Below are 12640 nucleotides of genomic sequence, written 5' to 3'. Positions count from 1 at the left end.
GGCACCGTTGAGGTTGTCGAGGCCGAGGAAGAAGAGCTCGTCCTGACCGACGACGACGAGACGCCCGCAGCCCTGGAGGCGAGCGTCGGAGCGAGCACCGACCCGGTCAAGGACTACCTCAAGCAGATCGGCAGGATCCCCCTGCTCAACGCCGAGCAGGAGGTCGAGCTCGCCCGGCGCATCGAGGCCGGGCTGTTCGCCACCGAGCGGCTCAACGACGGCGACCGGCTCCAGCCCGACGTGCGCGCCGAGCTCGAATGGCTCGCCGAAGACGGCCACCGGGCCAAGAACCACCTGCTGGAGGCCAACCTGCGCCTGGTGGTGTCGCTCGCCAAGCGCCACACCGGCCGGGGCATGCTGTTCCTGGACCTGATCCAGGAGGGCAACCTGGGGCTGATCCGCGCCGTGGAGAAGTTCGACTACACCAAGGGATTCAAGTTCTCCACGTACGCCACCTGGTGGATCAAGCAGGCGATCACCCGGGCGCTCGCCGACCAGGCCCGCACCATCCGCATCCCCGTGCACATGGTCGAAGTGATCAACAAGCTGGCGCGCGTGCACCGGCAGATGACGACCGACCTGGGCCGCGAGCCCACCCCGGAGGAGCTGGCCGTGGAGCTGGAGATGACCCCGGAGCGGGTCGTCGAGGTCCAGGGGTACGGACGGGAGCCGATCTCCCTGCACAGCCCGCTGGGCACCGAGGGCGACAGCGAGTTCGGCGACCTCATCGAGGACTCCGAGGCGATCACCCCCGAGGACGCGGTGGCCTCCGCGCTGCTGCAGGAGCAGCTGCACACGATCCTGGAGGCGCTGTCCGAGCGTGAGGCCGGGGTGGTGGCGATGCGGTTCGGGCTCGGTGACGGGCGGCCCAAGACCCTGGAGGAGATCGGGCGTGCCTACGGGGTGACCCGCGAGCGCATCCGGCAGATCGAGTCCAAGACCATGACGAAGCTGCGCCACCCCTCGCGCTCGCGAGCCCTGCGCGACTACCTGACCTGATCGGCCCCGGCTCCCCCGGCACCGACCTGATCCCGCCGACACCTACCCTGATCGGCCCCTCGGCCCCGCCGAGACCCGACCTGGCCCGCTCCTGGCCAGGCCGACACCCGACCTGCCCTGATCGGCCCCCGGGCCGGTCCGCACTCGGGCCGACCGGCCGGGGAACACTCAGCCGGCCGTACGGGGAACGCTCAACCGGCCGTGCGGGCGATGAGGGCGGTGACCGTCTCCTCCAGGCTGGACGGCGGCCGATCCAGCAGGCGCGCGAGGTCGGGGCCGGTCTCGGCGAGGGCACCGGCGCGCACCGCCGGGAACACGCCTCCCAGCCAGCCCGCCTCCGCGTCGGTGATCTCCCGATGCTCGACGGGCCTGCTCAGGACGCGGGTGAGGACCTCGGCGAGCTCCGGATAGGTCCAGAGCGGACCGCGCAACTCGTAGGTCGCGTTCTCGTGCCCGGAGCCGGTCAGGGCGGCACTCGCCGCCAGCGCCAGGTCACGGAACCTCGCGGTGTTGAGTGGCTGCCCGCCGGTGGAGGAGGTGATCTCACCTTCCTTCCCGGCCTGGGCCAGCGCGGCGCCCAGGAACGCCTCGGAGTAGGGGGCGTTGCGCAACACGGTGTAGGCCGGCCCCGCCTCGCGGAGCGCCCTCTCCGTCGCCGTGTGGTCGGCGACGGGACCCTGGCCGTCTTCCGCGCCCGCGCCGCTGGTGTAGACGACACGGCGTACCCCGGCCCGGTCCGCGGCGTCGACGACGGTGCGGTGCTGCCGTACGCGAACCCCGGGCGTCAGGTCCGGCCCGGACACCAGGAGCAGCACGTCGATCCCGGCGAGCGCGGTGTCGACGGACGCGGTGTCGTCATGATCGCAGTGCCGCACCTCGACGCCACGGCCCGGCAGGTCCCCCGCCTTCTCCGGGGTGCGGGCGAGCGCGACGAGATCGCCGGGAGGGACTCTGGTGAGCAGGTCCTCGACGACGAGGCGTCCGAGATTGCCCGTGACACCGGTCACAGCGATCCTGGTCAACGGCGTTTCCTCTTCTCTTTCGTGGCCTACCGGCTTCTCTTCCGCGCCTTCCCGCGGGTCTCCCGCGAGCTCCCCACCGGGTTCCGCGCCGGTCCGGCGCGGGCGGCCCGTCGGTGGCGACGGGAAGATGCCCGGGGAGCGTACCGGCGAGGACGCACCGGCCGCCTCACATTTAATTCCTGTCCGGCGAGGTCCCCCTCGAAGGGCTTGAAGGTCCCTCTCGAAGGGCCTGGAGGTCCCTCTCGAAGGGCCTGGAGGCGAAGATGAGCACCGCCGTCAGCTCGGCTCGCCCTCAAGCGCGTCGGAGAGCAGGTTCGCCGGGTGAGGGACATGCAGGCCACGCTCGAAGAAGCTCTCCAGCACCATGATGGTCCGCGTCCCGGCCACGCCCTCGATCTCGAAGATCCTGCGCAGCACGTCCTGCAGCTCCCGCGTGCTCGCCGTACGCACCTTGGCCAGCAGTGACGCCGGGCCCGCGACGACGTGCGCCTCCTCGATCTCGGGAATCGCCAGCAGCGCCTCGCCCGTCGCGCCCATCCACGCCCTTCCCTCCACGAGGACGAACGACAGCACTCCCCTGCCCGCGGCGATGGGATCGACCTCGATGGTCGTCCGCCGGATCAGCCCACGTTCGCGTAATTTGCGCACCCGCTCGTGCGCGGCACCACCCGACAACCCCACCGCGGCGCCGAGTGCGGCGTAGGGCTGACCGGCGTCGGCCTGAAGAAGACCAATCAACATCTTGTCTATATCATCCATAGGCATATCGTATTCTGCGATCAAGGAGCATTGCATGACGGAATCCATTCCGGCGGAGTTCGAGGCGCTCGACGAGCGATTCGCCGGCGTCGGAGGCGACGGGCGGATCGAGCGGATCTATCACGGTTGCCGATGGGCCGAAGGTCCCACTTACGTCCCGGCGGGCCGCTATCTGCTGTGGAGCGACATCCCCAACGACAGGATGCTCCGCTGGGATGAGATGACCGGGACCGTGGGCCCCTTCCGCACCCCCGCGGGCTACAGCAACGGTCACACCCTCGACCGGCAGGGCCGGTTGATCTCCTGCGAGCAGGGCAACCGGCGGGTGACCCGCACCGAGCACGACGGCTCCATCACCGTCGTCGCCGACAGCTGGCAGGGCAAACGTCTCAACAGCCCCAACGACGTGGTGGTCAGGTCGGACGACTCGATCTGGTTCACCGACCCCAGTTACGGCATCCTCAGCGACTACGAGGGGCACCGCGCCGAGAGCGAGATCGGTGGCGACCAGGTCTACCGTCTCGATCCCGGCACCGGAGAGGTCACGGTGGTGGCCGACGACTTCGTCCGCCCCAACGGCCTGGCCTTCTCACCGGACGAGTCCCTGCTCTACATCGCCGATACCCACCACAGGCATCTGCGGGTCTTCGACGTACGCGGCGGCGTGCTGGAGAACGGCAGGGTGCTCGCGGAGTGCTCGGCGGGCGGCTTCGACGGGATCAGGCTCGACACCACCGGCCGGATCTGGGCGGCGACGGCCGAGGGAGTGCACTGCTTCGCCCCGGACGGCACGTTGATCGGCAAGCTCAAACTTCCCGAGAAGACCTCCAACCTGGTCTTCGGCGGCCTCAAGCGCAACTGGCTGTTCATGACGGCCTCCACCTCGGTCTACGCGATCATGACCAACGTCCGCGGGGTGTGATCCTCCCCGGGGCGGGTCCCGGATGACATGACCGGCCCCCCTCCGCGAACCGCCCCGGGGCGGCGCGGGACGGTTCGCGGGGGGCCATGCTCGCAGCCGTATCCCGGCCGGGGTCCCGCGCTCAGTTCACGGCACTGGACGGTACGTCGGGAAGCCTGGCCGGGGCGGTGTCGTGAGCCTGCTGGAAGATCACCGAAGTGCGGAATCCGGCGATCTCGCGGCGTTTGCTGAGCCGGTCCAGGAGGAAGGCGTGCAGGTGGTCGAGGTCCTGGACCGCCACATGGAGGAGGAAGTCGTCACCGCCCGCCAGCACGAAGACGCTGAGAACCTCGGGCAGGGCGTTCGCGGACTCCTTGAAGGTGTCGATGACGGCGCGGCTGAGCGGGCGCACCTGCACGGAGACCAGGGCCTGGACGCCGCGGTTGAGAGCCACGGGGTCGATGTCGGCGTGATAGCCGCGGATGACCCCTCGGCGGGTGAGCGCCCTCACGCGTTCCAGGCAGGTCGAGGGCGCGACACCGAGTTTGCGGGCCAGCTCACGATTGGACTGCCGCGCATCCGTTTGGAGAAGACGGATGATCTCCGAATCAAGTTCGTCCACGACCAGTATTTTGCCGGTCATTCCGGCCATCCGTTCGATCGGAACTCCGGGCGGCGGCCAGATGCTTGATTCTTGGACCCGGATGTCGCTCACATGAGGGGGTTGCCACATGTCCGGGTTCGACCACGAACAGGTCGTGGTTCACACGGGGTCACGCTCCGGCCTGCCCGTCATCGTCGCCGTCCATTCGACGGCGCTCGGCCAGGCGGTCGGCGGATGCCGGATCTGGCACTACCCCGACTGGCGGGACGGCCTCACCGACGCGTTGCGCCTGTCGGCCGGAATGACCGCCAAGTGCGCGGTGGCCGGGCTGGACAACGGCGGCGGCAAGACCGTCGTCGCCGTACCCGAGGGGGTCGACCTCGACCCGGTCCGCCGCCGTCACGCGCTGCACGACGTCGCGGACGTCATCGCCTCCCTGGACGGCCGGTACGCGACCGGCCCGGACGTCGGGACCAGCCCAGCCGACATGGCGGTCATCGGCGAGCGCACCCCCCACGTGTTCTGCAGGCCCGCGCGACAGGCCGGTAGCGGCGACTCCTCACCGCACACCGCGACCGGGACGCTCGCCGCGCTGCGCGCCGTCGGACGGCGGCTCCACGGCACCCCGAGCCTCACCCGCCGCCGCCTCGCCGTGGTCGGCCTGGGCAACGTCGGTGAGAAACTCGTCCGCCTGCTCGCCGCCGAGGGAGCCGAACTCCTGGTCGGCGACATCGACCCCGGCAAACGGGCACTGGCCGACGAGGTCGGCGCCACCTGGGGCGACCCCGCGCGGGTCGTCACCGCCGACGTCGACATCCTGGTACCCGCGGCCCTCGGCGGCGTCCTCACCGAGGAGATCGTGCCCGACCTGCGGTGCGCCGCCGTCGCGGGGCCCGCGAACAACCAGCTCACCGTCCAGGCCGTCGCCGGCCTGCTGCACCGCCGTGGCATCATCTGGGTGCCGGACTACGTCGCCGGCGCGGGCGGAGTGATCCACGCCCTCACCGTCGAGCTCAACGGCGGCACCGCGGACGAGGCGCTCACCCGCGTCCAAGGAATCGAGGACACCGTCGGCACCCTGCTGGCCACCGCCGAACGCACCGGCACCACCCCCGCCCAGGCCGCGTCCGAGCTGACCCGGCTCCGCCTGCGCGCGGCCGCCGCCTCACACCGTTCCCGGCCCGGCCTCGCCGGGGAGAACGGGGAGACCAGGGAGGGACGACAAGTCCGCCACGGGTGATCACGGAGACCACGCCTCCGGCCGCCGGAGCTACGACGCCGTGGCCGAGACGCGCCGGGCCTACCTGCCGGCCCGCCGGGACTGAACGGCCCGGCGTACGGTCGTGCCGGACGAGGATCGACCGGCCGGACACTCCAGACCGTCACCGGACGTTCCAGACCGTCGCCGGACGCCCGGCCGACGGCGTCCTCGGGACAGGCGGCACAGGACTCAGGCGTACAGGATTCGGACGTACGGGACTCAGATGTACGGGGCTCGGGCGTACGGCGGAACCGAACGACGCCGGGTGTCGTTGTGGGGGAGGGGTAGCGAGAGCGCGGGTGGAGCGTCGAGCGCGACGAGGCGCCTCCCACCCTCCGACCTCATAAACTCCGTGAATCCATCGAAACGGAATGAAGCCATGCACGTCCCCCAGGACCCCCGGCCCGCGGCGACGCCCCCGCGGCCTCCCGGCCCTCCGCCTCACCGGCCCGGCGTTCCCGATGCGCCCGGCGCCTCCGGCGTGCCCGTGGAGCACTTCCCGCCCCCGCCTCGGCACGACCCCTGGCTGGTGGCGGCACCATCCGGCAGCCGCTACGACCGGCTGGCGCGCACCCGCCTGCGCGCCTGGTGGCGGCCGATGCTGGGCACGGTCGTGGGTCTCGCGGCCCTCATGCTGGCCGGACTCGTCGTCATCCTCGGCGGTGCGACGATCGGCGTGCTCGTGGGCGCCGACATGGGCGGATCCGACGGGCAGATCTTCACCGATCCGGTGCTCGACCTGGGCGTCAACCTGCTGTCGATCGCGGCCGTCCTGCCGGTCGTGTACGGCGTGGTGGCGTGGATCCAGCGGCGCCCGCCCGGCACCCTCTCCTCGGTCACGGGCCGCCTGCGGTGGCGATGGCTGGCGCGGTGCGCGGCGGTGGCGACCGGCGCCGTGGTGCTGGGCCAGGCCGCGGTCGCCGTCACCTACGTCGCCAGCGGGGAGGACCTCGGCGACCTGTTCGGCTGGGTCGGCTGGGAGCGCTTCCTGCCCGCCCTGGTCGTCACCCTGCTGCTGGTGCCCTTCCAGGCCGCCGCCGAGGAATACGTCTTCCGGGGGTGGCTGATCCAGGCGTTCGGCACCTTCCTCTCCAATCCGTGGCCGGGCATCCTGCTGGGCACCGCCGGTTTCACCGCGGTGCACGCCTACGTCGACTGGGGCATCCTTGACGTTTTCGCCTTCGGGTTGCTGATGGGCTGGCTGGCGGTGCGGACCGGCGGCCTGGAGGCGGCCATCGCCCTGCACGTGGTCAACAACGTGCTGGCGTTCGGGGTCAGCGGGGCCGACGGGAGCCTCTCGGAGGCGCTGAAGCAGGGGTCGGTGCCCTGGCAGACCCTGGCGGGGACGGTGGTGCAGCTCGGCCTCTACGCGATCGTGGTGGTGGTCATGGCCAGGAAACAGAGGATCGAGACGGTCTCCCCCTGACACCCCCGGCGACCGCCGCCCGGATCCCCGCGCGGCGGCCCGGGACCGCCGCCCGGCTCCCCCACGGCGGAGCGATGACCGCCCCCCCCCCCAGACGAGACCCCACGGCGAAGAGACGACCGCCATCCGGAACCACTCCACGGCCGTCGCCTCGCCACCCGGACCACCTACGGCCGTCGCCTCAGGTCACCGCGCGGCGGATCGGCGCGAGGGTGGGCACGGGGTCGAGCGCCAGGAAGTCGACGATCATCTTGTTGCAGAACTCCGGTTTCTCCACGAGGAGCCCGTGGGAGGTGCCGGGCACGACCGCGAGCTCGGCGTCGGGCAGGGCCCGGTACATCGCGACGGCGTGTTCCAGGCTGACCTCGTCGTCGTCGCCGACCATGACCAGCGTCCGGCTGGTGACGCGCTTCAGCTCGGAGTCCGCCAGCACCGGCTCCTCCGCGTGCATCCTGGCCAGCTTCGCGGCCACGACCGGGAAGTGCTCCGGCCCGTCGGGTGAGACCTCCCCGTAGCCGGCCGCGAGGAAGCCCGCCGACGCGTCGTCCATCTCGGCCGTACCGGGAACCCAGCCGTCACGGTGGAAGACCCCGGCGGCCAGGACGAGACGGCGGGCCAGGTCGGGGCGGAACATCGCGACCAGCAGGGCCACGGTCACGCCGTCGCTGCAGCCGGCCAGGTGCGCCGGGCCGCCCACCACGGTCTCCAGGAACGCGATGGTGTCGCGCGCCATCGCCTCGTACGTGATGGGACCGTCGACGTCCGGCGTGCGGCCGTGCCCGCGCCGGTCAGGGGTGAAGACGCGGAACCGCTCCGCCAGCGCTCCGGCGTTCGGCGCCCAGGCCCGCGCGTCGACCATGCCGGGGTGCAGCAGCACCAGCGGCTCCCCCGTGCCGTACTCGTCGTACCAGGTGCGCACGCCGCCGACCTCCGCGTACCCCGCCATCACGCCCAGCTCCCTCCGAACGGCGACGGTGCCGCGAGAGCGGCTGGAGACCGTCGCGGTCGCCACCTCGCCCATCCCCGAGGCGAAGGAGGTCCACTGTAGATCGCGGGTCCGACAAAACCGCCGGGAGGACCGGTGGCGAGGCTTCTCGCGGACCGCCGGACGGTTCAGAGCAGTCGTCGCTGCACGACATCGGCGACGACCGTGGTCACGACCTTGTCGACGGCTCCGGCCTCCGGTAGGGCGCCCGCCCGCCCGGCGAACAGCAGGTGCCCGGCGCCGATCAGTGAGAGCGCGAGTGAGTCGACGTCCGCGTCGGCCGCGATGCGGCCCAGTTCGCACTCGTCGGTGAGATAAGAGGCGATCATGGCCGCGGCCTCCGTCAGGACCGGGACACCGTGGGCCGGACCGGTCTGGCGTAGCCGGGCGCGCAACTCATCCCGGAAGATGACGAGACCGACGATCGCCACAGCGACCGGGTCGAACAGGTCCATCAGCGCGCCGGTGAGGTTGCCGGCCACGGTGCCGGTCCCGGCGGAGCCGCCCAGGGCGGTGGCCTGGATGCCGATCCGGATGACGCGGTCCCGTACGAGCTCGGCGAGGAAGTCGTCGAAGTCGGCGAAGTGCCGGTGCAGGACGCCCTTGGCGACGTCCGCCTCGGTGGTGACCGCGCGGCTGGTCAGCGCGCTCGGCCCGTCCCTGAGCAGGACGCGCTCGGCGGCGTCGAACAGTTGCCTTCGCGCGTCGCGGATGTGCACCCCGGTCGGCACAGCGCGTCCCTCCGTCTCTCGGCGGCCCTCACCCGATTGACGAGTGGGCACACGCCCATTACGGTGGGCGCATGCCCACTATATCGCAGGGGGGATCACGCCCCTCCGAGAACGAGTCCCACAGGGCCAGGCGGATGGCGGAGTCGTTCGGGGTGGACGCCGAACGCTATGACCGGGCCCGGCCCCGCTACCCCGACGCCCTGGTGGAGCGGATCGTCGCGGCCAGTCCCGGACCCGACGTCCTCGACGTCGGCTGCGGCACCGGCATCGCGGCCCGGCAGTTCCAGGCGGCCGGGTGCCGGGTGCTCGGGGTCGAGCCCGACGCGCGGATGGCCGAGTTCGCCCGGCGCACCGGGGTCGAGGTCGAGGTGGCGACCTTCGAGACCTGGGAAAGCGCCGGCCGGACATTCGACGCGGTCGTCGCGGGCCAGGCCTGGCACTGGGTGGACCCGATCGCCGGCGCGGTCAAGGCGGCGCGGGTGCTGCGGCCCGGCGGCCGGCTGGTGGCGTTCTCGCACGTGTTCGACCTCCCGCCCACCGTCGCGGAGGCCTTCGCCGCGGTCTACCGGCGGGTGGCACCCGACTCGCCGCTCGCCCTCCAGCCGCCGGGCGACGACCGGTCTCCGAGGCAGGCCCTCGCCCTCTACCAGGCGATGTTCCCCAAGTTCGCCGACGGGATCCGGGAGGCGGGTGGATTCGGCGACCCGGAGCAGTGGCGATTCGACGGGGAGCAGTCCTACACCCGCGACGAGTGGCTGGACCTGGCGCCCACCACCGGCGCCCTCACGCTACTTCCGCCGGACAGGCTGGCCGAGGTGCTGGAGGGCGTCGGAGCCGCCATCGACGCGATCGGGGGCGGCTTCACCATGCCGCGCACCACGCTGGCGGTCACCGCGGCGCGCACCGGCGCCGCCTGACCCGGCTTGCCGGACGGCCGGGGTGAGGTCGGTCACGGCACCACCAGCGCTCCTCGTCGTCCGATCAGCCAGATCGTCAGGGCGAGTCCCGACAGCACCATGCCCGCGAGGCTCACGGCGTGCCATTCCCCCACCGACCACAGCACCGCGGCGGCGGCCGATCCGATCGCCCCACCGATGAAGTTCCCCGTCACGAAGGCGGTGTTCAACCGGCTCCGCGCCTCGTTGGACACCGCGAAGATCCGCGTCTGGTTGAGAATGTTCAACGCCTGGATCGCCACGTCGATCAGCACCACCACGACGAGAACGAGCACCACGGACCGCCCCGCGAACATCGCCACGATGAACGACACGAGCACCAGCACCCACGCGACACCGGTGGCGGGAAGGGACCAGCCACGGTCGTGTAGCCGCCCGGCCCGCCGCGCCGCCAGTGCTCCGGCCAGGCCGGCCAGGCCGAAGAGGCCGATCACCGAGACGGGGTACTCGAAGGGCGGCGAACTCAGCAGAAAGGTCAACGACGTCCAGAACATGGTGAAGATCGCGAAACCCGTCCCACCCAGCAGCAGCGTCCACCGTACCGCCCGCTCCCGCCGCACCACCGAGAACACCGACGCGATCAGCCGGAAATAGGGCAGCCGTGTCTTCGGCTCCAGCGCGGGGATCTTCCGGTGGAGCAGGGCCGCCAGCAGAACGGCCACGACGGCGGCGGCCACGAAAACAGTCCGCCAGCCCGCGAACTCGGCGACCAGGCCGCTGATCGTACGCGAGATCAGGATGCCCGTCAGGATGCCCGACGTCACGGTCCCGACCACGTGGCCGCGCTGGGCCTCCACGGCCAGGTCTCCGGCCAGCGGTGTCAGCAACTGCCCGGCCACGGTCGTGACGCCCAGCAGCGAGATCGCCGCCAGCAGCACCCCGAAGGACGGTGCCAGGGCGCACAGCACCAGCATCACGGCCGCCACGAGCATCATCAGGGGGATGAGCCGCCGCCGATCCAGGACGTCGCCCAGCGGGACGAACAGCAGGATGCCGGTCGCGTAACCGACCTGGGTGGCCGTAACGAGCCATCCGGCGGCGGCGGTGGAGGCGTGCAGGTCGCCTGCGATGAAGTCGAGGAGGGGCTGAGCCCAGTAGAGGTTGCCGACCGCCGCGCCACCGGCGACGGCGAAGAGGAAGGTCAGGCCACCGGTCATGACCTGGGGAGCCTGGGGAGGAGGTGGTGCGGGTTGTACCGTCACCCGGACATGCTCGCATGTGGGTGTCGCCGGTCCCGGCAGGAGGGGTCGGGAGGGGCCGGCTCACCGGGCGCGTTCCGCCGAGCGTGGATCGTCGAACGTCCGGACGCCGTGGAAGGTCTCGCCGGTGACGCGACAGCCGTGCGCGGCCTCGCCGCCACGGCCATGACCACCGGCACGGTACTACTGACCGACCCGCGCCGTGGAGGCCCCGTCCGACGGCGTACGGATCTCCCTCGCGGCCAACCCCTGCGGCATGTACCGGTCGCCGCTTCGGTTCAACGAACGCCCGGGGAACCACGGGTTCCCGCGCGATGAAGCGCTCCGAGCCTGGTGGAGACTGGAACCCGGCCCATATGCCCTGTTTCGATGACAAACGTCCGCCGGACCGATGAGTAGGAGTAGATGTGAGGAATGCGCCATTCTGGAATGATGTGGAACGTCACCTGATCCGATACGGCGCGACGTTCACCCCAAGGATCATCGAGCGGGCGGCGGGATCGTACGTGTACGACGACGCCGGGACGGCGATCCTCGACTTCACCTCGGGTCAGATGAGCTCGATCCTCGGGCACTCCCACCCCGACGTGGTCGCGACCGTCTCGCGGTCGATCTCATCGCTGGATCACCTGTACAGCGGCATGCTGAGCCGGCCCGTCGTCGATCTGGCCAACCGGCTCGCGTCGACACTTCCCGACGGCTTGAGCAGGACGCTGCTGCTGAGCACCGGCGCGGAGTCCAATGAGGCCGCGATCAAAATGGCCAAGCTCTACACCGGCAAGTACGAGATCGTCTCGTTCGACCGGTCGTGGCACGGTATGACGTCGGGTGCGTCCTCCGCCACCTTCTCGGCCGGCCGGAGAGGGTACGGCCCGCCCATGCCGGGCAACCTCACGCTCCCGTCGCCGAACGCGTATCGGTCCCCTTTCCGCCACGCGGACGGATCCTACGACTGGGAGGCCGAGCTTGAGTACGGGTTCGATCTCGTCGACCAGCAGTCGTCCGGAAGCCTGGCCGCGTGCATGGTCGAGCCGATCCTGTCCTCCGGCGGGATCATCGAGCCCCCGGCCGGATACCTGCGGCGGCTGAAGGCGATGTGCGCGGAACGCGGCATGCTGATGATCGTGGACGAGGCACAGACCGGACTCGGGCGCACCGGCGAGATGTACGCCTTCGAACGCGACGGCATCGTCCCGGACATCCTGACGCTTTCCAAGACCTTGGGCGCGGGCCTGCCGGTGGCGGCCGTCGTCACGTCGTCACGGATCGAGGAGGTCTGCCACGAGCGCGGGTTCCTGTTCTTCACGACCCACGTCTCGGACCCGCTCGCGGCGTCCGTCGCGGTGACCGTGCTCGACGTCATCGAACGCGACGGCCTCGTGGCGCGGGCCGCGGTTCTGGGCGGGCAACTCAACGAGCGGTTGCTGGACCTGCGTGACCGCTTCGAGGTGGTCGGCGACGTCCGCGGCCGCGGGCTTCTGCAGGGTCTGGAACTGGTGACGGACAAGCTGAGCAAGTCCCCCGCGGACACGCTCGGAGCCGCCGTGACCAGGGCGTGCCTGGAGCGCGGGCTCCACATCAACATCGTCCAGCTACCGGGAATGGGGGGAATCTTCAGGATCGCACCGCCGCTCACGATGAGCGATTCGGACCTGCACTCCGGACTGGACATCCTCGAGGCATCCCTGAAAGCGGCCGTCTCCGAGGAGGGGCGCACCTCACGTTGACCACCGTAATTCGCCCCGGTTGGGCACGCGGCCGCTCGCAGAGACCCGGATCCCGCGTCACCGCGCGCCC

11 protein-coding genes and 1 pseudogene are annotated in these 12640 nt (G+C 71.0%); 6 read left to right on the top strand and 6 right to left on the bottom strand.

Annotation, left to right across the window (positions count from 1 at the left end; all coding sequences use genetic code 11):
* Positions 1-24: 24 nt before the first annotated feature.
* A pseudogene (locus ABD817_RS23980) lies at positions 25-999 on the top strand (RNA polymerase sigma factor); the annotation flags it as partial.
* Positions 1000-1190: 191 nt separating this feature from the next.
* Here the strand turns inward: ABD817_RS23980 and ABD817_RS23975 are convergent.
* A complete protein-coding gene (locus tag ABD817_RS23975) occupies positions 1191-2021 on the bottom strand; it encodes an NAD(P)H-binding protein (protein ID WP_344920345.1) in 831 nt (276 codons plus the stop codon).
* A gap of 276 nt (positions 2022-2297) precedes the next feature.
* On the bottom strand, positions 2298-2780 hold the full coding sequence (locus ABD817_RS23970) for an Lrp/AsnC family transcriptional regulator (protein WP_344920344.1): 483 nt from the start codon (positions 2778-2780) through the stop codon (positions 2298-2300).
* Positions 2781-2814: 34 nt separating this feature from the next.
* Between ABD817_RS23970 and ABD817_RS23965 the strand changes: the two genes are divergently transcribed.
* Positions 2815-3702 carry an SMP-30/gluconolactonase/LRE family protein gene (locus ABD817_RS23965; RefSeq protein ID WP_344920343.1) on the top strand — a complete coding sequence of 296 codons (888 nt, stop codon included), beginning with the start codon at positions 2815-2817 and terminating at the stop codon, positions 3700-3702.
* A 121-nt stretch (positions 3703-3823) separates the two neighbouring features.
* Here the strand turns inward: ABD817_RS23965 and ABD817_RS23960 are convergent, their stop codons facing one another.
* On the bottom strand, positions 3824-4303 hold the full coding sequence (locus ABD817_RS23960) for an Lrp/AsnC family transcriptional regulator (RefSeq protein WP_344920342.1): 480 nt from the start codon (positions 4301-4303) through the stop codon (positions 3824-3826).
* Positions 4304-4412: 109 nt separating this feature from the next.
* On the opposite strand from ABD817_RS23960, the gene ABD817_RS23955 reads away from it, so the two are divergent.
* A complete protein-coding gene (locus tag ABD817_RS23955) occupies positions 4413-5525 on the top strand; it encodes a Glu/Leu/Phe/Val dehydrogenase family protein (protein WP_344920341.1) in 1113 nt (370 codons plus the stop codon).
* Positions 5526-5925: 400 nt separating this feature from the next.
* Positions 5926-6972: a CPBP family intramembrane glutamic endopeptidase gene (locus ABD817_RS23950; RefSeq protein ID WP_344920340.1), complete on the top strand. Its 1047-nt coding sequence runs from the start codon at positions 5926-5928 to the stop codon at positions 6970-6972.
* A 181-nt stretch (positions 6973-7153) separates the two neighbouring features.
* Here the strand turns inward: ABD817_RS23950 and ABD817_RS23945 are convergent, their stop codons facing one another.
* Together ABD817_RS23945 and ABD817_RS23940 are read right to left on the bottom strand one after the other, a co-directional pair.
* Positions 7154-7984, bottom strand: coding sequence for an alpha/beta fold hydrolase (locus ABD817_RS23945; protein ID WP_344920339.1), 831 nt, complete (start codon positions 7982-7984; stop codon positions 7154-7156).
* 101 nt (positions 7985-8085) lie between these two features.
* Positions 8086-8688 (bottom strand): TetR/AcrR family transcriptional regulator, encoded by a 603-nt coding sequence (locus ABD817_RS23940; protein WP_344920338.1) that lies wholly within the window; start codon positions 8686-8688, stop codon positions 8086-8088.
* A 71-nt stretch (positions 8689-8759) separates the two neighbouring features.
* On the opposite strand from ABD817_RS23940, the gene ABD817_RS23935 reads away from it, so the two are divergent.
* Positions 8760-9605, top strand: a complete 846-nt coding sequence (locus ABD817_RS23935) for a class I SAM-dependent methyltransferase (RefSeq protein WP_344920337.1) — start codon at positions 8760-8762, stop codon at positions 9603-9605.
* Positions 9606-9637: 32 nt separating this feature from the next.
* Here ABD817_RS23935 and ABD817_RS23930 read toward each other — a convergent pair whose 3' ends face one another.
* Positions 9638-10846 (bottom strand): MFS transporter, encoded by a 1209-nt coding sequence (locus ABD817_RS23930; RefSeq protein WP_344920336.1) that lies wholly within the window; start codon positions 10844-10846, stop codon positions 9638-9640.
* Between the two features lie 431 nt (positions 10847-11277).
* Between ABD817_RS23930 and ABD817_RS23925 the strand changes: the two genes are divergently transcribed.
* The gene (locus ABD817_RS23925; RefSeq protein WP_344920335.1) at positions 11278-12570 is read left to right on the top strand and encodes an aspartate aminotransferase family protein; all 1293 of its coding nucleotides are present in this window, start codon (positions 11278-11280) and stop codon (positions 12568-12570) included.
* The last annotated feature ends 70 nt before the right edge of the window (positions 12571-12640 follow it).

The sequence above is a fragment of the Streptosporangium oxazolinicum genome (assembly GCF_039537505.1).
Classification (GTDB): domain Bacteria; phylum Actinomycetota; class Actinomycetes; order Streptosporangiales; family Streptosporangiaceae; genus Streptosporangium; species Streptosporangium oxazolinicum.
Note: the sequence above shows the minus strand (reverse complement) of the source record. Positions and strands in the feature narration are given on the sequence as shown.

Bases quoted from the DNA above. Each gene is read 5' to 3' on its own strand.
- ABD817_RS23965 (WP_344920343.1), top strand. From the start codon at position 2,815: ATGACGGAATCCATTCCGGCGGAGTTCGAGGCGCTCGACGAGCGATTC.
- ABD817_RS23970 (WP_344920344.1), bottom strand. From the start codon at position 2,780: ATGGATGATATAGACAAGATGTTGATTGGTCTTCTTCAGGCCGACGCC.
- ABD817_RS23955 (WP_344920341.1), top strand. From the start codon at position 4,413: ATGTCCGGGTTCGACCACGAACAGGTCGTGGTTCACACGGGGTCACGC.
- ABD817_RS23950 (WP_344920340.1), top strand. From the start codon at position 5,926: ATGCACGTCCCCCAGGACCCCCGGCCCGCGGCGACGCCCCCGCGGCCT.
- ABD817_RS23935 (WP_344920337.1), top strand. From the start codon at position 8,760: ATGCCCACTATATCGCAGGGGGGATCACGCCCCTCCGAGAACGAGTCC.